This window comes from Vibrio sp. 070316B, from assembly GCF_013114115.1.
In the GTDB taxonomy this organism is placed as follows: Bacteria; Pseudomonadota; Gammaproteobacteria; order Enterobacterales; family Vibrionaceae; genus Vibrio; species Vibrio chagasii_B.
Genome location: NZ_VTYC01000015.1, coordinates 1 through 15,455 on the forward strand (window position 1 = coordinate 1; position 15,455 = coordinate 15,455).

Below are 15,455 nucleotides of genomic sequence, written 5' to 3' on the forward strand. Positions count from 1 at the left end.
ATGACTGTTGAGCTAATCGCTCCAATCGCAATGGACGAAGGCCTACGTTTCGCTATCCGTGAAGGTGGCCGTACTGTAGGTGCTGGTGTTGTAGCTAAAATCTTCGCTTAATAGCATTTAGATTTTTGCACACTCTTCATTAGAAGAGCACGCATCAAAAAAAGGGGAGCTTCGGCTTCCCTTTTTTATTTTGGTTATAAGGAAAATTCCCAACTCGTAATATCCGCAGTCTATATTCCGATGTAAATACAGTTATTTACTTAGCGGCTTAAGCTGCCCACCTAAACTCTCTCCTCTCCAAAGCCCGTTAAACTCTCTTTTCGACGAAACACTATAACCAATCGATATAAATATACGGCAATTTTTGACTGGTAATAAGAATGATTCCTTTTTATATTTAACCTCAAGTTAAGGGGTTAGGTTTTACTATGTACGTTTGTTTATGCCATGGGGTCTCGGACAAGAAAATCCGCAAGTTGGTATTAGAAGAGGGTATTACTGACATAAAAGGAATTAAAAAGTGTACGGCACTTGGCAGCCAATGCGGAAAGTGTGTACGTTCAGCAAAAGAAGTCATTAACGACACCGCGAAAGACCTGTTCAAACAGGCAAGCTAGTTCTGCTCAAAGGGCAGTAGCTTTTTTGACACTTCTCGATTTGGTTCTACAGTTAGAAGAGCCAAAGAGGAGGGCTATGTCATGAAAGGCGATCCAATCATCATTCAACATCTCAATAAAATTCTTGGTAATGAACTTGTCGCAATAAATCAGTACTTCTTGCATGCGCGCATGTATAAAGACTGGGGTTTAAAGCACCTAGCCGACAAGGAATATCATGAATCCATCGACGAAATGAAACATGCCGACCATCTGATTGAACGAATCTTGTTTCTCGAAGGGCTCCCCAATCTGCAAGATCTGGGCAAACTTAAAATCGGCGAAGATACTCAGGAAATGCTGGAGTGCGACTTATCATTAGAGATGGAAGCCATTCCGGATCTGAAAAACGCCATCGCTTATGCTGAAGACATTCACGATTATGTGTCACGAGATCTGTTTCTTGAGATTTTGGAAGATGAAGAAGAACATGTCGATTGGTTAGAAACCCAACTCGGCCTCATCAAAATGACGGGTATTCAAAATTACCTACAAGCTCAATATGTCGATGAAGACGAAGGCTAAAAAGTACCGATAACAAGGGTAGTTGCTCAGGCGCATCCTAGCGGCTACCTTGCTTTTCTTTTTCAGTCGGTAGGGCACTACCAAGAATGAAAAATTCTCCAATCACCCCTTCCACCAGATTCTGCGATTATTTTTCAAACACAGCTTGCAAGTTAAAGTGTGATCTGTATAATGCACCGCACTGGCTTAAGCTGGTTGTGAACCAATGAGCACTGAGGAGTAGGTTTTACCTAGTAATGTATACTCAGCTTATGTTCGCGGTTAATAAAAATAGTAAGGCTTGTCTTTACTTCAAAAGTTAACTGACAATGCGTCCTAATTTTGGATGCTACGGTTTCACATAAATCAATCGGCATTCTCTCGTTTTATCGAGTTTGAGTGGCGATATTGTTTGTGTAATTTTTAATAATTGGAGCTCTGTCTCATGCAGAACCAACGTATTCGTATCCGCCTTAAAGCGTTTGATTACAAGCTAATCGATGCTTCAACTGCGGAAATCGTTGAAACAGCAAAACGTACTGGCGCACAGGTTCGTGGTCCTATCCCACTACCTACTCGTAAAGAGCGTTTCACTGTTCTTACCTCTCCACACGTCAACAAAGATGCACGTGACCAGTACGAAATCCGTACTCACAAGCGTTTGATCGACATCGTTGAGCCAACAGATAAAACTGTTGATGCTCTAATGCGTCTTGATCTTGCAGCTGGCGTTGATGTTCAAATCAGCCTAGGTTAAGGGAGATAAGAATAATGATTGGTCTAGTCGGACGTAAAGTGGGTATGACCCGCGTATTTACTGAAGAAGGCGTTTCTATCCCAGTAACTGTTGTTGAGGTTGAAGCGAACCGTATTTCTCAAGTTAAAACTCTAGAGAACGACGGCTACGCAGCAATCCAAGTAACTACTGGTGCTAAGAAAGCTAACCGTGTAACTAAACCTGAAGCTGGTCACTTCGCGAAAGCGGGTGTAGAAGCAGGTCGCGGTCTTTGGGAATTCCGTTTAGAAAACGGCGAAGAGTTTGAAGTTGGCGCTGAGCTAAACGTAGAACTTTTCAACGAAATTAAAAAAGTAGACGTTACTGGTACATCTAAAGGTAAAGGCTTCCAAGGCGCTGTTAAGCGTTGGAACTTCTCTACTCAAGATATGACTCACGGTAACTCTTTGTCTCACCGTGCACCGGGTTCAATTGGCCAATGTCAAACTCCAGGTCGCGTGTTTAAAGGCAAGAAAATGGCAGGTCACATGGGTGCTGAGCGTGTAACGACTCAAAACCTAGAGATCGTACGTGTTGACGCTGAGCGCAATCTGCTTCTTATTAAAGGTGCAGTACCAGGCTCAACAGGCGGCAACGTGATCGTAAAACCTGCTGTTAAAGCATAACGTCTAGGAGTAAGTAATGGAATTGATGGTTAAAGGTGCTGATGCACTAACTGTTTCCGAGACTACTTTCGGACGTGACTTCAACGAAGCTCTTGTACACCAAGTAGTTGTTGCATATGCAGCAGGTGCTCGTCAAGGTACTCGTGCTCAAAAGACTCGTTCTGAAGTATCTGGCGGTGGCGCTAAGCCATGGCGTCAAAAAGGTACTGGCCGCGCACGTGCTGGTACAATTCGTAGCCCAATCTGGCGTACAGGTGGTGTTACTTTTGCTGCGAAACCACAAGATCACAGCCAAAAAGTAAACAAGAAAATGTACCGCGGTGCTATGAAGAGCATTCTTTCTGAGCTTGTTCGTCAAGAGCGTCTAATCGTTGTTGATAACTTCTCAGTAGAAGCACCAAAAACAAAAGAACTTGTAGCTAAGCTTAAAGAGCTTGAGCTAAGCGACGTTCTGATTGTAACTGGCGAAGTAGATGAAAATCTATTCTTAGCTGCTCGTAACCTATACAAAGTTGACGCACGTGACGTTGCTGGTGTTGATCCAGTATCTCTAATTGCATTCGACAAGGTTCTAATGACTGCTGACGCAGTTAAGCAAGTTGAGGAGATGCTAGCATGATCACTGAAGAGCGTATCTTAAAAGTTCTACGTGCTCCGCACATCTCTGAAAAAGCAACTATGGCAGCTGAGAAAGCGAACACTATCGTTTTCAAAGTAGCTAAAGATGCAACTAAGAAAGAGATCAAAGCAGCTGTAGAAAAGCTATTTGAAGTTGAAGTTAAGTCTGTAAATACTCTTGTTCAAAAGGGTAAGACCAAACGTCAAGGTATGCGTGAAGGCCGTCGTTCAGACGTTAAGAAAGCCTACGTTACTTTGAAAGAAGGTCAAGATCTTGACTTCGTTGGCGGCGCGGAATAACAGGAGTAGTTAAAAATGGCTATTGTTAAATGTAAGCCGACTTCCCCTGGTCGTCGTCACGTCGTTAAAGTTGTTAACGCTGACCTACACAAGGGTAAGCCATACGCACCTCTTCTAGAGAAAAACTCTAAGAACGGTGGTCGTAACAACAACGGTCGTATCACAGTACGTCACATCGGCGGTGGTCACAAGCACCACTACCGTGTAATTGACTTCAAACGTACTAAAGATGGCATCCCAGCGAAAGTTGAGCGTCTAGAATACGATCCAAACCGTAGCGCTAACATCGCTCTAGTTCTGTACGCAGACGGTGAGCGTCGTTACATCATTGCACCAAAAGGTGTTCAAGCAGGTGACCAGATCCAATCTGGTGTTGATGCGCCAATCAAAGCAGGTAACACTCTGCCGATGCGTAACATCCCAGTAGGTTCTACTGTACACTGTGTTGAACTTAAGCCTGGTAAAGGTGCTCAACTAGCTCGTTCGGCTGGTGCTTATGCTCAAATCGTTGCTCGCGACGGTGCATACATCACTATCCGTCTACGTTCTGGTGAAATGCGCAAAGTACTTTCTGAAGGTCGTGCAACGATCGGTGAAGTTGGTAACTCTGAGCATATGCTACGTGAACTTGGTAAAGCTGGTGCTTCACGCTGGCGCGGCGTACGTCCAACCGTACGTGGTGTAGTAATGAACCCGGTGGATCACCCACACGGTGGTGGTGAAGGCCGCACATCTGGTGGTCGTCACCCAGTTTCTCCTTGGGGCGTTCCTACTAAGGGCTTCAAGACTCGTAAGAACAAGCGCACTGACAAGTACATCGTACGTCGTCGCACTAAATAATTTATAAAGAGGAATCGCCATGCCACGTTCTCTCAAGAAAGGTCCTTTTATTGACCTACACTTGCTGAAGAAGGTAGAGAAAGCGGTGGAAAGCGGAGACAAAAAGCCTATTAAGACTTGGTCCCGTCGCTCAATGATCATCCCAACAATGATTGGTTTGACCATCGCTGTCCATAATGGTCGTCAGCACGTTCCAGTTTTCGTTACCGAAGAAATGATCGGTCACAAACTGGGCGAATTTGCACCAACTCGTACTTATCGCGGTCATGCTGCAGATAAGAAAGCTAAGAAGAAGTAAGGAGTAGATGATGGAAGCTTTAGCTAAACATAACTTTGCTCGTATTTCTCCACAGAAAGCTCGCTTAGTTGCAGACCAAATTCGCGGTAAGTCGGTAGACCAAGCTCTAGAAATTCTAACTTTCAGCAACAAAAAAGCTGCTGTATTGGTTAAGAAGGTTCTTGAGTCAGCTATCGCTAACGCGGAACATAACGAAGGTGCAGATATCGACGATCTAAATGTCGCTAAAATCTTCGTAGATGAGGGCCCTATCATGAAGCGTATTATGCCTCGTGCTAAAGGTCGTGCGGATCGTATCTTGAAGCGTTCAAGCCACATCACTATTGTTGTAGCAGATCGCTAAAGACTAGGAGAGTAAGCAATGGGTCAGAAAGTACATCCTAATGGTATTCGTCTTGGCATCGTTAAGCCTTGGAATGCTACATGGTTTGCTAATACCAAAGATTTCGCTGACAACCTAGACGGCGACTTCAAGGTACGTCAGTTCCTTACAAAGGAACTACAAAAAGCATCACTATCTCGTATCGTTATCGAGCGTCCAGCTAAGAGCATCCGTGTGACTATTCACACTGCTCGTCCTGGCGTTGTTATCGGTAAGAAAGGTGAAGACGTAGAGAAGCTACGCGCAGCTGTAGCTAAAATCGCAGGTGTACCAGCGCAAATCAATATCGCTGAAGTACGTAAGCCTGAGTTAGATGGTCAGCTTGTAGCTGATAGCATCGCGTCTCAACTAGAGCGTCGTGTTATGTTCCGTCGTGCTATGAAGCGCGCAGTACAAAACGCAATGCGTCTAGGCGCTAAAGGTATCAAAGTGGAAGTAAGTGGTCGTCTAGGCGGCGCTGAAATCGCACGTTCTGAGTGGTACCGTGAAGGCCGTGTGCCTCTACACACTCTACGTGCAGACATTGATTACGCAACTTCTTCGGCTCACACTCAATACGGTGTGATCGGCATTAAAGTTTGGATCTTCAAAGGTGAGATTCTAGGCGGTATGCCAGCTGCTAACGCAGTAGAGCCTAAAGGCGATAAGCCTAAGAAGCAGCGTAAAGGCCGTAAGTAAGGAGTCGAACGATGCTACAACCAAAACGTACTAAGTTCCGCAAGGTTATGACTGGTCGTAACCGTGGTCTAGCTAAAGGTACTGAAGTAAGCTTCGGCGAATTCGGTCTTAAAGCTGTTGGCCGTGGTCGTCTGACTGCACGTCAAATCGAAGCGGCACGTCGTGCTATGACACGTCACATTAAGCGTCAAGGTCAAATCTGGATCCGTGTATTCCCAGACAAACCGATTACTGAAAAGCCTCTTGAAGTTCGTCAAGGTAAAGGTAAAGGTTCAGTAGCGTACTGGGTTGCTCAAATCCAACCTGGCAAAGTTATGTACGAAATGAATGGCGTACCTGAAGAGTTGGCACGTGAAGCGTTCCGCCTAGCGGCACGTAAACTGCCTGTTAAAACTACTTTTGTAACTAAGCAGGTGATGTGATGAAAGCACAAGATCTACGCGAAAAGAACGTTGAAGAGCTTAACGCTGAGCTATTGAATTTGCTACGTGAACAGTTCAACTTGCGCATGCAAGCTGCAACTGGTCAGCTTCAGCAAACTCATACTCTAAAAGCTGTACGCCGTGATATCGCACGTGTGAAAACTGTTTTGACTGAAAAGGCAGGCGCATAATGAGCGAAACTAACCGCATCCAGCAAGGCCGTGTAGTAAGTGACAAGATGGACAAGTCTATCGTTGTTGCTATCGAACGTACTGTAAAACACCCAATTTACGGTAAATACGTTAAACGCACGACTAAAGTACACGCACACGACGAAGACAACACTTGTGGCCTAGGCGACAAAGTTGAAATCGCTGAGTGTCGTCCTCTGTCTAAGACTAAGTCTTGGACATTGGTTAAAGTTCTAGAAAAAGCGAAGATTTAATCTTTGTAATTCTATAACTTATAAGCGGCTCCAAATTATTTTTGGGGCCGCTTGTTTTTTGTCTACCCAATTTAAAAAAAGGGTGGTACAATTCGCGTCCCTTTTAAAGAGGCAGCCCGACCCGAGAGGGTCTAGTTTTAATATTTAGCGGAGCACTAACAATGATCCAGATGCAAAGTACACTTGACGCAGCAGATAACTCTGGCGCGCGCAAGGTAATGTGTATTAAGGTTCTGGGTGGCTCTCACCGCCGTTATGCACATATCGGTGACATCATCAAAGTTACAGTTAAGGAAGCAATTCCTCGCGGTAAAGTAAAAAAAGGTGATGTTCTGAAGGCGGTAGTAGTGCGCACCCGTAAAGGCGTTCGTCGCCCAGACGGTTCTGTCATTCGCTTCGACAGTAATGCTTGTGTATTGTTAAACGACACTACTGAGCAACCAGTCGGCACACGTATCTTTGGTCCTGTGACTCGTGAACTTCGTAACGCGAAATTCATGAAGATTGTATCACTAGCACCTGAAGTTCTGTAAGGAGCGGCAATATGGCAGCTAAAATCCGTCGTAATGACGAAGTAATCATTCTTGCTGGTAAAGATAAAGGCAAGAAAGGTAAAGTAACTAAGGTTCTGACAACTGGTAAAGTTATCGTTGAAGGCATCAACCTTGTTAAGAAACACCAAAAGCCGGTTCCGGCTCTAGGTCAACAAGGTGGCATCGTTGAACAAGAAGCAGCTATTGACGCTTCTAACGTTGCAGTTTTTAACGCGGCTACTGGTAAAGCAGACCGTATCGGTTTCCGTATCGAAGATGGCAAGAAAGTTCGTTTCTTCAAATCTAACGGCGAAACTGTTTCTAACTAATTAGAAGTAATTTGGAGTTCTACTATGGCGAAACTGCATGATTACTACAAGTCGTCTGTAGTCGCTGAGCTTACCAAAGAGTTCAGCTACACAAGCGTCATGCAAGTCCCTAGGATTGAGAAAATCACCCTAAACATGGGCGTTGGTGAAGCAATCAACGATAAGAAACTGCTAGAAAACGCAGCAGCTGATATGGCAACGATCTCTGGTCAAAAGCCACTTATCACTAAAGCGCGTAAATCTGTAGCTGGTTTCAAAATTCGTGAAGGCTACCCAATTGGTTGTAAAGTAACCTTGCGTGGTGAGCGCATGTGGGAATTTTTAGAGCGTTTAATCTCTATCGCACTTCCACGTGTACGTGATTTCCGTGGTGTTAGCGCTAAGTCTTTCGACGGTCGCGGTAACTACAGCATGGGCGTTCGCGAGCAAATCATCTTTCCGGAAATCGACTACGATAAAGTCGATCGTGTCCGCGGTCTTGATATCACTATCACGACTTCTGCGGGTTCCGATGAGGAAGGCCGAGCTCTGCTGGCTGCCTTTAACTTCCCATTCCGTAAGTAAGGGTAGGGTTACTGTTATGGCTAAACAATCAATGAAAGCACGTGAAGCTAAACGTGCAAAACTAGTAGCTAAGTTCGCTGAAAAGCGTTCTGCGCTAAAAGTTATCATTAGCGATGTAAACGCATCTGAAGAAGATCGTTGGAATGCGGTTCTTAAACTGCAATCTCTTCCACGTGATTCAAGTGCATCACGTCAGCGTAACCGTTGCAACCAAACTGGTCGTCCACACGGTTACCTACGTAAATTCGGTCTAAGCCGCATTAAGGTTCGTGAAGCTTGCATGAAAGGCGAGATTCCGGGTCTTCGTAAGGCTAGCTGGTAATTGCCACTTAATCATTTGGAGTAAATCTTATGAGCATGCAAGATCCGATTTCGGATATGCTGACCCGCGTTCGTAACGGTCAGGCAGCAAACAAAGTTGCTGTAAAAATGCCTTCTTCAAAGCTTAAAGTTGCAATTGCTGCACTACTAAAAGCTGAAGGTTACATCGTAGACTTCGCTGTTGAAGGCGAAGCAAAACCTGAGCTAGAAGTTACTCTTAAGTACTTCCAAGCTAAACCTGTAATCGAGCAAATCAAGCGTGTATCACGTCCTGGTCTAAGAGTTTATAAAAATAAAGACTCTCTACCAACAGTGATGGGCGGTCTTGGTATTGCAGTTGTTTCTACTTCCAAGGGTCTAATGTCTGACCGTGCTGCTCGTAAAGCAGGTCTTGGCGGTGAAATCATCTGTTACGTAGCTTAATAAGGAGTAGATTATGTCTCGTGTTGCTAAAGCACCTGTCGCTATTCCAGCTGGCGTAGAGGTGAAACTAAACGGCCAAGAAGTTACTGTAAAAGGTAGCAAAGGTGAGCTTACTCGCGTTCTTAACAACGCCGTAGTTATTGCACAGGAAGAAAACAACCTAACTTTCGGTCCGAAAGAAGGTGTTGCTAACGCATGGGCACAAGCTGGTACAGCTCGCGCTCTAGTTAACAACATGGTTGTGGGTGTTACAGAGGGCTTCACTAAGAAGCTAACTCTAAAGGGTGTTGGTTACCGTGCTGCTATGAAAGGCAACTCTGTAGCTCTAACTCTTGGTTTTTCTCACCCAGTAGAGCACGCTCTACCTGAAGGTATTAAAGCTGAGTGCCCTAGCCAAACTGAGATCGTTGTAACTGGTTGTGACAAGCAGCTAGTTGGTCAAGTTGCGGCTGACATTCGTTCTTACCGTGCTCCTGAGCCTTACAAAGGTAAAGGTGTTCGTTACGCAGATGAAAATGTGCGTACTAAAGAAGCTAAGAAGAAGTAAGGTATCACTATGGATAAGAAAGCATCTCGCATCCGTCGTGCTACACGTGCACGTCGTAAGATTGCAGAACTTGGTGCAACTCGCCTGGTAGTACACCGTACTCCTCGCCATGTTTACGCACAAGTTATCGCGGCAAACGGCTCTGAGGTTATCGCAGCTGCTTCTACTGTAGAAAAAGCGATCCGTGAGCAAGTTAAGAACACTGGTAACGTTGATGCAGCTAAAGCAGTTGGTAAAGCTGTTGCTGAGCGCGCTCTTGAAAAAGGCGTAGCTTCAGTTGCATTCGATCGTTCTGGTTTCCAATACCACGGTCGAGTAGCGGCGCTAGCAGAATCTGCTCGCGAAGCTGGTCTGAAATTCTAAGGTAGGGTTGGAAGATGGCTAAAGAACAACAACAAGCTAATGATTTGCAAGAAAAGCTAATCGCTGTTAACCGTGTATCTAAGACGGTTAAAGGTGGTCGAATCATGAGCTTCACTGCACTAACAGTAGTTGGTGACGGTAATGGTCGTGTAGGTTTCGGTTACGGCAAAGCTCGTGAAGTACCTGCTGCGATTCAAAAAGCAATGGAAAAAGCGCGTCGTAACATGGTTACCGTTGCGCTGAACGAAGGCACTCTTCACCACCCGGTGAAAGGTCGTCATTCGGGCTCTAAAGTTTACATGCAGCCAGCTGCAGAAGGTACAGGTGTTATTGCCGGTGGTGCAATGCGTGCTGTACTTGAAGTTGCGGGCGTACATAACGTACTTTCTAAAGCATACGGTTCTACGAACCCTATCAACATCGTTCGTGCAACGATTGGTGCTCTAGTAGACGTTAAGTCACCAGAAATGGTTGCTGCTAAACGTGGTCTAACTGTTGAATCTATTTCGGAGTAAGCACACGATGGCAACTATTAAAGTAACTCAAACTAAAAGCTCAATTGGTCGCCTACCTAAGCACAAAGCGTGTCTTAAAGGTCTAGGTCTTCGTCGCATCAACCATACAGTAGAACTTGAAGATACTCCGTGCGTACGCGGTATGATCAACAAGGTTTACTACATGGTTAAGATTGAGGAGTAATCAGAATGCGTTTGAATACTCTATCACCGGCTGCTGGCTCTAAACCTTCTAAGAAGCGTGTAGGTCGTGGTATCGGTTCTGGCCTTGGTAAAACAGGTGGCCGCGGTCACAAAGGTCAAAAGTCACGTTCTGGCGGCTCTGTTCGTCCAGGTTTTGAAGGCGGTCAAATGCCTCTAAAACAACGTCTACCTAAATTCGGTTTCACTTCTCGTAAGAGCCTAGTGTCTGCTGAAGTTCGTCTAGCTGAGCTAGCGAAAGTAACAGGTGACGTAGTTGATCTTAACAGCCTTAAAGCTGCTAACGTTATCACTAAGAACATCGAATTCGTTAAGATTGTTCTTTCTGGTGACCTAAGCAAAGCTGTGACTGTTAAAGGTCTACGCGTGACTAAAGGCGCTAAAGCTGCAATCGAAGCTGCAGGCGGTAAAATCGAGGAATAATCTCGAGGAACGAGGTACAGATGGCTAAGAAACCAGGACAAGATTTTCGTAGTGCTCAGAGCGGCTTAAGTGAACTAAAGTCGCGCTTATTATTCGTAATTGGTGCACTTTTAGTATTCCGAGCCGGCTCTTTTGTGCCGATCCCTGGTATTGACGCAGCTGTACTTGCCGATTTGTTCGATCAGCAAAAAGGTACCATCGTTGAAATGTTTAACATGTTCTCCGGTGGTGCTCTTGAGCGTGCATCTATATTAGCATTGGGTATCATGCCGTACATTTCGGCATCGATCGTAGTCCAATTGTTAACTGTAGTTCATCCAGCGTTAGCGGAACTCAAGAAAGAGGGTGAAGCAGGCCGTCGTAAGATAAGCCAATATACACGCTACGGCACGCTTGTACTTGCAACATTCCAAGCTATTGGTATTGCAACGGGCTTACCAAACATGGTCGACAATCTGGTTGTTATCAACCAAACCATGTTTACGCTTATTGCTACCGTGAGTTTAGTAACTGGTACCATGTTCTTAATGTGGTTAGGTGAACAAATCACTGAGCGAGGAATCGGTAATGGTATTTCCATTCTGATTTTTGCAGGTATTGTTGCTGGATTGCCTTCTGCAATCGGTCAAACAATCGAGCAAGCGCGTCAAGGTGAATTGCATGTGCTTCTTCTGCTGTTGATTGCTGTATTGTCTTTTGCTGTTATCTACTTCGTAGTTTTCATGGAACGTGGTCAACGTCGTATCGTCGTTAACTATGCGAAACGTCAACAAGGTCGTAAGGTTTTTGCAGCACAAAGCTCTCACTTGCCTCTTAAAATTAATATGGCAGGTGTTATTCCAGCGATTTTCGCATCGAGCATTATTTTGTTCCCAGGAACATTAGCACAGTGGTTTGGTCAAAATGGTGAAAGCAGCGCGTTCGGTTGGTTAACTGACGTGTCATTAGCTCTTAGCCCAGGTCAGCCTCTGTATGTAATGCTTTATGCAGCAGCTATAATCTTCTTCTGTTTCTTCTATACAGCGTTGGTGTTTAACCCACGTGAAACAGCTGATAACTTGAAGAAGTCTGGTGCATTCGTACCCGGTATCCGCCCAGGTGAGCAGACAGCGAAATATATCGATAAAGTGATGACTAGACTAACCCTTGCGGGCGCTCTATACATTACTTTTATATGTCTGATTCCTGAATTCATGATGGTCGCGTGGAACGTTCGTTTCTACTTCGGCGGCACTTCACTACTAATCGTAGTGGTAGTTATCATGGATTTCATGGCACAGGTACAGACTCATCTGATGTCACAACAGTATGATTCTGTGTTAAAGAAAGCGAATCTGAAAGGTTACGGCCGTTAATTCGGTGGTAATAATTTCAGTTCCATTTACGGAGTTTAGCAATGAAAGTTCGTGCTTCCGTTAAAAAAATCTGCCGTAACTGTAAAGTTATCAAGCGTAACGGTGTCGTTCGCGTGATTTGCAGTGAGCCAAAGCATAAGCAACGCCAAGGCTAATCAGCAGAAATTTTTACTTGAAATACAAGGTAGAGTCGAGTATATTCCTCGGCCTACCTTTTGCGTGCAAAAGAAGTAGTATGCCGCAGCGTATCCATAACGGGCTTTGCTGCGGATAATTCTTTTATGAACCCCTTAGGAGTGAATAATGGCCCGTATAGCCGGCATTAACATTCCTGATCACAAGCATTCTGTAATTGCACTTACTGCAATCTACGGTATCGGTAAAACTCGCTCTCAAGCTATTCTAGCTGAAGTGGGTATTGCTGAAGATGCTAAGATCAGTGAACTAACTGAAGAGCAGATCGATCAACTGCGTGATGGTGTAGCTAAGTACACTGTAGAAGGTGATCTACGTCGTGAAGTATCGATGAACATCAAGCGTCTTATGGACCTTGGCTGTTACCGCGGTCTTCGTCATCGTCGCAGTCTACCACTACGTGGACAGCGTACTAAAACCAACGCTCGCACCCGTAAGGGTCCGCGCAAGCCGATCAAGAAATAGTCGGATAAGGTAGAGTACAATGGCAAAACAACCAACTCGCGCGCGTAAGCGCGTACGCAAGCAAGTAGCTGATGGCGTAGCGCACATTCATGCTTCTTTCAACAACACAATCGTAACTATCACTGACCGTCAAGGCAACGCTCTTGCATGGGCTACAGCAGGTGGTTCAGGTTTCCGTGGTTCTCGTAAATCTACTCCGTTCGCAGCACAAGTTGCAGCTGAGCGTTGTGGTGAAATGGCTAAAGAATATGGCCTAAAGAACTTGGAAGTTATGGTTAAGGGTCCAGGTCCAGGTCGTGAATCTACTGTTCGCGCACTGAACGCTGCTGGTTTCCGTATCACTAACATTGTTGATGCGACACCAATCCCTCATAACGGTTGTCGTCCACCTAAGAAACGTCGCGTTTAAGTTTCGTTTCTAGGAATATTGGAGAAAGATCATGGCAAGATATTTGGGTCCTAAGCTAAAGCTTAGCCGTCGCGAAGGTACTGACTTATTCCTTAAGTCTGGTGTCCGTGCGATCGATACCAAGTGTAAAATTGATAACGCACCAGGTGTACACGGCGCTCGTCGCGGTCGTCTATCTGAGTATGGCGTTCAGCTTCGTGAGAAGCAAAAAGTTCGTCGTATCTACGGCGTTCTAGAAAAACAATTCCGCAACTACTACAAAGAAGCTGCACGTCTAAAAGGCAACACGGGTGCAAACCTGCTTCAGCTTCTTGAAGGTCGTCTTGATAACGTAGTTTACCGTATGGGCTTTGGTGCAACTCGCGCTGAATCTCGTCAACTAGTTAGCCACAAGTCTATCCTAGTTAACGGTAAAGTTGTAAACGTTCCTTCTTTCAAAGTAGCGGCAAACGACGTTGTTTCTATCCGCGAGAAAGCTAAACAGCAATCTCGTATTAAAGCGGCTCTAGAAGTTGCTGAACAACGTGAAAAGCCAACTTGGATTGAAGTAGATGCTGGCAAAATGGAAGGTACATTCAAGCGTATGCCTGAGCGTTCTGACCTATCAGCTGACATCAATGAACACTTGATCGTCGAACTTTACTCTAAGTAAGGTTAAAAAAAGAGAGGACACAATGCAGGGTTCTGTAACAGAATTTCTTAAGCCGCGTCTTGTTGACATTGAACAGATCAATACGACACACGCGAAAGTAACTCTTGAGCCATTAGAGCGCGGTTTCGGCCACACTCTAGGTAATGCTCTTCGCCGCATTCTTCTATCTTCTATGCCGGGTTGTGCCGTAACAGAAGTTGAAATCGAAGGTGTGCTACACGAATACAGCACTAAAGAAGGCGTTCAGGAAGATATCCTGGAAATCCTTCTAAACCTTAAAGGTTTGGCTGTGCGCGTTGCTGAAGGCAAAGATGAAGTGTTTATTACACTGAACAAATCAGGCTCAGGCCCTGTTGTTGCAGGTGACATCACCCACGATGGTGATGTAGAGATCGCTAACCCTGAGCACGTAATTTGTCACCTAACGGATGACAACGCTGAGATCGCTATGCGCATCAAAGTTGAACGTGGTCGTGGTTACGTTCCAGCTTCAGCTCGTATCCATACTGAAGAAGATGAGCGTCCAATCGGTCGTCTACTTGTTGACGCTACTTACAGCCCGGTTGATAAAATCGCTTACGCTGTAGAAGCGGCACGTGTAGAACAACGTACTGACTTAGACAAGCTTGTTATCGATATGGAAACGAACGGTACTCTAGAACCTGAGGAAGCAATCCGTCGTGCAGCTACTATTCTAGCTGAACAACTGGATGCGTTCGTAGATCTTCGTGATGTACGTGTACCTGAGGAGAAGGAAGAGAAGCCAGAATTCGATCCTATCCTACTACGTCCTGTAGACGATCTTGAACTAACAGTTCGCTCTGCTAACTGTTTGAAAGCAGAAGCGATTCACTACATCGGTGATCTTGTACAGCGCACTGAGGTTGAGCTACTTAAAACGCCAAACCTTGGTAAGAAATCTCTTACAGAGATTAAAGATGTGCTTGCTTCACGTGGTCTTTCTCTAGGCATGCGTCTAGAAAACTGGCCACCAGCGTCAATCGCTGAAGATTAATCGAAAAGTTAGAAGGATTAGGTCATGCGCCATCGTAAAAGTGGTCGTCAACTCAACCGCAACAGCAGTCATCGTAAAGCGATGTTCAGCAACATGGCTAGCTCTCTTGTTCGTCACGAAGTTATCAAAACTACCGTGCCTAAAGCAAAAGAACTACGTCGCGTAATTGAGCCGTTGATTACCCTAGCTAAGACAGACAGTGTTGCTAACCGTCGTCTTGCATTCGCTCGCACTCGTGATAACGAAGTGGTAGCAAAACTATTTAATGAACTAGGCCCGCGTTTCGCGGCTCGCCAAGGTGGTTACACTCGCATTCTTAAATGTGGTTTCCGTACTGGTGATAAAGCTCCAATGGCTTACATTGAGCTTGTAGACCGCCCAGCTGCTGAAGAAGCTGCTGAGTAATCTATCTAGATTCTTAATACAAAAAGCCGAGCATTAGCTCGGCTTTTTTGTATCTGGACTATGTGTTTTTAAAGGTTGAATCTTGCACCACGATGTTTGGCATTTATTCTTGCCTTCTCTGCTTCACTATTCAAAATATCTCGCATCTCGCATCTCGCATCTCGCATCTCGCATCTCGCATCTCGCATCTCGCATC

At 45.2% G+C, this 15,455-nt stretch carries 30 protein-coding genes and 1 pseudogene; all 31 read left to right on the top strand.

The genetic code is table 11. The features are described 5' to 3' along the window. Positions 1-111, top strand: a pseudogene (locus F0251_RS12745) (elongation factor Tu); the annotation flags it as partial. 317 nt (positions 112-428) lie between these two features. After that, the gene (locus F0251_RS12750) at positions 429-617 is read left to right on the top strand and encodes a (2Fe-2S)-binding protein (RefSeq protein ID WP_061033930.1); all 189 of its coding nucleotides are present in this window, start codon (positions 429-431) and stop codon (positions 615-617) included. A gap of 81 nt (positions 618-698) precedes the next feature. Continuing rightward, positions 699-1,181 (top strand): bacterioferritin, encoded by a 483-nt coding sequence (gene bfr / locus F0251_RS12755; RefSeq protein ID WP_061033929.1) that lies wholly within the window; start codon positions 699-701, stop codon positions 1,179-1,181. 424 nt (positions 1,182-1,605) lie between these two features. Next, positions 1,606-1,917 (top strand): 30S ribosomal protein S10, encoded by a 312-nt coding sequence (rpsJ, locus tag F0251_RS12760; protein WP_004736761.1) that lies wholly within the window; start codon positions 1,606-1,608, stop codon positions 1,915-1,917. 14 nt (positions 1,918-1,931) lie between these two features. Beyond that, positions 1,932-2,561 carry a 50S ribosomal protein L3 gene (rplC, locus tag F0251_RS12765; protein ID WP_004738804.1) on the top strand — a complete coding sequence of 210 codons (630 nt, stop codon included), beginning with the start codon at positions 1,932-1,934 and terminating at the stop codon, positions 2,559-2,561. 16 nt (positions 2,562-2,577) lie between these two features. After that, positions 2,578-3,180, top strand: a complete 603-nt coding sequence (gene rplD, locus F0251_RS12770) for a 50S ribosomal protein L4 (protein WP_004738803.1) — start codon at positions 2,578-2,580, stop codon at positions 3,178-3,180. After that, positions 3,177-3,479, top strand: coding sequence for a 50S ribosomal protein L23 (rplW, locus tag F0251_RS12775; RefSeq protein WP_004738802.1), 303 nt, complete (start codon positions 3,177-3,179; stop codon positions 3,477-3,479). Before rplD ends, rplW begins: the two co-directional genes overlap by 4 nt. A 15-nt stretch (positions 3,480-3,494) precedes the next feature. Continuing rightward, positions 3,495-4,319, top strand: a complete 825-nt coding sequence (rplB, locus tag F0251_RS12780; protein WP_061033928.1) for a 50S ribosomal protein L2 — start codon at positions 3,495-3,497, stop codon at positions 4,317-4,319. Between the two features lie 19 nt (positions 4,320-4,338). Then, positions 4,339-4,617, top strand: coding sequence for a 30S ribosomal protein S19 (rpsS, locus tag F0251_RS12785; RefSeq protein ID WP_004736729.1), 279 nt, complete (start codon positions 4,339-4,341; stop codon positions 4,615-4,617). A gap of 10 nt (positions 4,618-4,627) precedes the next feature. Continuing rightward, positions 4,628-4,960 (top strand): 50S ribosomal protein L22, encoded by a 333-nt coding sequence (rplV, locus tag F0251_RS12790; RefSeq protein WP_004736732.1) that lies wholly within the window; start codon positions 4,628-4,630, stop codon positions 4,958-4,960. Positions 4,961-4,978: 18 nt separating this feature from the next. After that, positions 4,979-5,677 (top strand): 30S ribosomal protein S3, encoded by a 699-nt coding sequence (rpsC, locus tag F0251_RS12795; protein ID WP_004738797.1) that lies wholly within the window; start codon positions 4,979-4,981, stop codon positions 5,675-5,677. An 11-nt stretch (positions 5,678-5,688) separates the two neighbouring features. Further along, positions 5,689-6,099 carry a 50S ribosomal protein L16 gene (rplP, locus tag F0251_RS12800; protein ID WP_004736736.1) on the top strand — a complete coding sequence of 137 codons (411 nt, stop codon included), beginning with the start codon at positions 5,689-5,691 and terminating at the stop codon, positions 6,097-6,099. Beyond that, positions 6,099-6,290, top strand: a complete 192-nt coding sequence (rpmC, locus tag F0251_RS12805) for a 50S ribosomal protein L29 (protein WP_004736737.1) — start codon at positions 6,099-6,101, stop codon at positions 6,288-6,290. Before rplP ends, rpmC begins: the two co-directional genes overlap by 1 nt. Next, positions 6,290-6,544 (top strand): 30S ribosomal protein S17, encoded by a 255-nt coding sequence (rpsQ, locus tag F0251_RS12810; protein ID WP_004738796.1) that lies wholly within the window; start codon positions 6,290-6,292, stop codon positions 6,542-6,544. Before rpmC ends, rpsQ begins: the two co-directional genes overlap by 1 nt. A 161-nt stretch (positions 6,545-6,705) precedes the next feature. Then, positions 6,706-7,077 (top strand): 50S ribosomal protein L14, encoded by a 372-nt coding sequence (gene rplN, locus F0251_RS12815; protein WP_004738793.1) that lies wholly within the window; start codon positions 6,706-6,708, stop codon positions 7,075-7,077. Between the two features lie 11 nt (positions 7,078-7,088). Next, the gene (gene rplX, locus F0251_RS12820) at positions 7,089-7,406 is read left to right on the top strand and encodes a 50S ribosomal protein L24 (protein ID WP_004738792.1); all 318 of its coding nucleotides are present in this window, start codon (positions 7,089-7,091) and stop codon (positions 7,404-7,406) included. A gap of 24 nt (positions 7,407-7,430) precedes the next feature. Next, positions 7,431-7,970, top strand: a complete 540-nt coding sequence (gene rplE / locus F0251_RS12825) for a 50S ribosomal protein L5 (RefSeq protein WP_004738790.1) — start codon at positions 7,431-7,433, stop codon at positions 7,968-7,970. Positions 7,971-7,986: 16 nt separating this feature from the next. Then, on the top strand, positions 7,987-8,292 hold the full coding sequence (gene rpsN / locus F0251_RS12830) for a 30S ribosomal protein S14 (protein WP_004738789.1): 306 nt from the start codon (positions 7,987-7,989) through the stop codon (positions 8,290-8,292). Positions 8,293-8,321: 29 nt separating this feature from the next. Beyond that, a complete protein-coding gene (gene rpsH, locus F0251_RS12835) occupies positions 8,322-8,714 on the top strand; it encodes a 30S ribosomal protein S8 (protein WP_004738788.1) in 393 nt (130 codons plus the stop codon). Between the two features lie 13 nt (positions 8,715-8,727). Further along, positions 8,728-9,261 carry a 50S ribosomal protein L6 gene (gene rplF, locus F0251_RS12840; RefSeq protein WP_004738786.1) on the top strand — a complete coding sequence of 178 codons (534 nt, stop codon included), beginning with the start codon at positions 8,728-8,730 and terminating at the stop codon, positions 9,259-9,261. 9 nt (positions 9,262-9,270) lie between these two features. Continuing rightward, the gene (gene rplR, locus F0251_RS12845) at positions 9,271-9,624 is read left to right on the top strand and encodes a 50S ribosomal protein L18 (protein ID WP_004738784.1); all 354 of its coding nucleotides are present in this window, start codon (positions 9,271-9,273) and stop codon (positions 9,622-9,624) included. A gap of 14 nt (positions 9,625-9,638) precedes the next feature. Continuing rightward, positions 9,639-10,139, top strand: coding sequence for a 30S ribosomal protein S5 (rpsE, locus tag F0251_RS12850; protein ID WP_004738783.1), 501 nt, complete (start codon positions 9,639-9,641; stop codon positions 10,137-10,139). A gap of 7 nt (positions 10,140-10,146) precedes the next feature. Then, on the top strand, positions 10,147-10,323 hold the full coding sequence (gene rpmD, locus F0251_RS12855; protein WP_004736756.1) for a 50S ribosomal protein L30: 177 nt from the start codon (positions 10,147-10,149) through the stop codon (positions 10,321-10,323). Positions 10,324-10,328: 5 nt separating this feature from the next. Beyond that, a complete protein-coding gene (rplO, locus tag F0251_RS12860) occupies positions 10,329-10,763 on the top strand; it encodes a 50S ribosomal protein L15 (protein ID WP_004736758.1) in 435 nt (144 codons plus the stop codon). Positions 10,764-10,783: 20 nt separating this feature from the next. Further along, positions 10,784-12,118 (top strand): preprotein translocase subunit SecY, encoded by a 1,335-nt coding sequence (secY, locus tag F0251_RS12865; RefSeq protein ID WP_004738781.1) that lies wholly within the window; start codon positions 10,784-10,786, stop codon positions 12,116-12,118. Positions 12,119-12,159: 41 nt separating this feature from the next. After that, a complete protein-coding gene (gene rpmJ, locus F0251_RS12870; protein WP_000868186.1) occupies positions 12,160-12,273 on the top strand; it encodes a 50S ribosomal protein L36 in 114 nt (37 codons plus the stop codon). A gap of 148 nt (positions 12,274-12,421) precedes the next feature. Continuing rightward, positions 12,422-12,778: a 30S ribosomal protein S13 gene (gene rpsM, locus F0251_RS12875; protein ID WP_004738779.1), complete on the top strand. Its 357-nt coding sequence runs from the start codon at positions 12,422-12,424 to the stop codon at positions 12,776-12,778. Positions 12,779-12,797: 19 nt separating this feature from the next. Beyond that, complete coding sequence (gene rpsK, locus F0251_RS12880) at positions 12,798-13,187, top strand: 30S ribosomal protein S11 (RefSeq protein WP_004738778.1); 390 nt, start codon at positions 12,798-12,800, stop codon at positions 13,185-13,187. Positions 13,188-13,218: 31 nt separating this feature from the next. Then, positions 13,219-13,839 (top strand): 30S ribosomal protein S4, encoded by a 621-nt coding sequence (gene rpsD, locus F0251_RS12885; RefSeq protein WP_004738777.1) that lies wholly within the window; start codon positions 13,219-13,221, stop codon positions 13,837-13,839. 22 nt (positions 13,840-13,861) lie between these two features. Next, on the top strand, positions 13,862-14,854 hold the full coding sequence (rpoA, locus tag F0251_RS12890) for a DNA-directed RNA polymerase subunit alpha (protein ID WP_004729813.1): 993 nt from the start codon (positions 13,862-13,864) through the stop codon (positions 14,852-14,854). Between the two features lie 24 nt (positions 14,855-14,878). Next, positions 14,879-15,259: a 50S ribosomal protein L17 gene (gene rplQ / locus F0251_RS12895; RefSeq protein WP_004729812.1), complete on the top strand. Its 381-nt coding sequence runs from the start codon at positions 14,879-14,881 to the stop codon at positions 15,257-15,259. Positions 15,260-15,455: the final 196 nt, after the last annotated feature.

What these genes read in the sequence shown, in the direction of transcription:
- rpsH (WP_004738788.1), top strand. Translation starts at nt 8,322, where the DNA reads ATGAGCATGCAAGATCCGATTTCGGATATGCTGACCCGCGTTCGTAAC.
- rplN (WP_004738793.1), top strand. Translation starts at nt 6,706, where the DNA reads ATGATCCAGATGCAAAGTACACTTGACGCAGCAGATAACTCTGGCGCG.
- rpsK (WP_004738778.1), top strand. Translation starts at nt 12,798, where the DNA reads ATGGCAAAACAACCAACTCGCGCGCGTAAGCGCGTACGCAAGCAAGTA.
- rpsE (WP_004738783.1), top strand. Translation starts at nt 9,639, where the DNA reads ATGGCTAAAGAACAACAACAAGCTAATGATTTGCAAGAAAAGCTAATC.
- rpsS (WP_004736729.1), top strand. Translation starts at nt 4,339, where the DNA reads ATGCCACGTTCTCTCAAGAAAGGTCCTTTTATTGACCTACACTTGCTG.
- rplB (WP_061033928.1), top strand. Translation starts at nt 3,495, where the DNA reads ATGGCTATTGTTAAATGTAAGCCGACTTCCCCTGGTCGTCGTCACGTC.
- F0251_RS12750 (WP_061033930.1), top strand. Translation starts at nt 429, where the DNA reads ATGTACGTTTGTTTATGCCATGGGGTCTCGGACAAGAAAATCCGCAAG.
- rpsJ (WP_004736761.1), top strand. Translation starts at nt 1,606, where the DNA reads ATGCAGAACCAACGTATTCGTATCCGCCTTAAAGCGTTTGATTACAAG.
- rpoA (WP_004729813.1), top strand. Translation starts at nt 13,862, where the DNA reads ATGCAGGGTTCTGTAACAGAATTTCTTAAGCCGCGTCTTGTTGACATT.
- rpmD (WP_004736756.1), top strand. Translation starts at nt 10,147, where the DNA reads ATGGCAACTATTAAAGTAACTCAAACTAAAAGCTCAATTGGTCGCCTA.
- rplX (WP_004738792.1), top strand. Translation starts at nt 7,089, where the DNA reads ATGGCAGCTAAAATCCGTCGTAATGACGAAGTAATCATTCTTGCTGGT.
- rpmC (WP_004736737.1), top strand. Translation starts at nt 6,099, where the DNA reads ATGAAAGCACAAGATCTACGCGAAAAGAACGTTGAAGAGCTTAACGCT.
- secY (WP_004738781.1), top strand. Translation starts at nt 10,784, where the DNA reads ATGGCTAAGAAACCAGGACAAGATTTTCGTAGTGCTCAGAGCGGCTTA.
- bfr (WP_061033929.1), top strand. Translation starts at nt 699, where the DNA reads ATGAAAGGCGATCCAATCATCATTCAACATCTCAATAAAATTCTTGGT.
- rpsD (WP_004738777.1), top strand. Translation starts at nt 13,219, where the DNA reads ATGGCAAGATATTTGGGTCCTAAGCTAAAGCTTAGCCGTCGCGAAGGT.
- rplQ (WP_004729812.1), top strand. Translation starts at nt 14,879, where the DNA reads ATGCGCCATCGTAAAAGTGGTCGTCAACTCAACCGCAACAGCAGTCAT.
- rplO (WP_004736758.1), top strand. Translation starts at nt 10,329, where the DNA reads ATGCGTTTGAATACTCTATCACCGGCTGCTGGCTCTAAACCTTCTAAG.
- rplE (WP_004738790.1), top strand. Translation starts at nt 7,431, where the DNA reads ATGGCGAAACTGCATGATTACTACAAGTCGTCTGTAGTCGCTGAGCTT.
- rplW (WP_004738802.1), top strand. Translation starts at nt 3,177, where the DNA reads ATGATCACTGAAGAGCGTATCTTAAAAGTTCTACGTGCTCCGCACATC.
- rplP (WP_004736736.1), top strand. Translation starts at nt 5,689, where the DNA reads ATGCTACAACCAAAACGTACTAAGTTCCGCAAGGTTATGACTGGTCGT.
- rplV (WP_004736732.1), top strand. Translation starts at nt 4,628, where the DNA reads ATGGAAGCTTTAGCTAAACATAACTTTGCTCGTATTTCTCCACAGAAA.
- rpsN (WP_004738789.1), top strand. Translation starts at nt 7,987, where the DNA reads ATGGCTAAACAATCAATGAAAGCACGTGAAGCTAAACGTGCAAAACTA.
- rpsM (WP_004738779.1), top strand. Translation starts at nt 12,422, where the DNA reads ATGGCCCGTATAGCCGGCATTAACATTCCTGATCACAAGCATTCTGTA.
- rplD (WP_004738803.1), top strand. Translation starts at nt 2,578, where the DNA reads ATGGAATTGATGGTTAAAGGTGCTGATGCACTAACTGTTTCCGAGACT.
- rplR (WP_004738784.1), top strand. Translation starts at nt 9,271, where the DNA reads ATGGATAAGAAAGCATCTCGCATCCGTCGTGCTACACGTGCACGTCGT.
- rplC (WP_004738804.1), top strand. Translation starts at nt 1,932, where the DNA reads ATGATTGGTCTAGTCGGACGTAAAGTGGGTATGACCCGCGTATTTACT.
- rpmJ (WP_000868186.1), top strand. Translation starts at nt 12,160, where the DNA reads ATGAAAGTTCGTGCTTCCGTTAAAAAAATCTGCCGTAACTGTAAAGTT.
- rplF (WP_004738786.1), top strand. Translation starts at nt 8,728, where the DNA reads ATGTCTCGTGTTGCTAAAGCACCTGTCGCTATTCCAGCTGGCGTAGAG.
- rpsC (WP_004738797.1), top strand. Translation starts at nt 4,979, where the DNA reads ATGGGTCAGAAAGTACATCCTAATGGTATTCGTCTTGGCATCGTTAAG.
- rpsQ (WP_004738796.1), top strand. Translation starts at nt 6,290, where the DNA reads ATGAGCGAAACTAACCGCATCCAGCAAGGCCGTGTAGTAAGTGACAAG.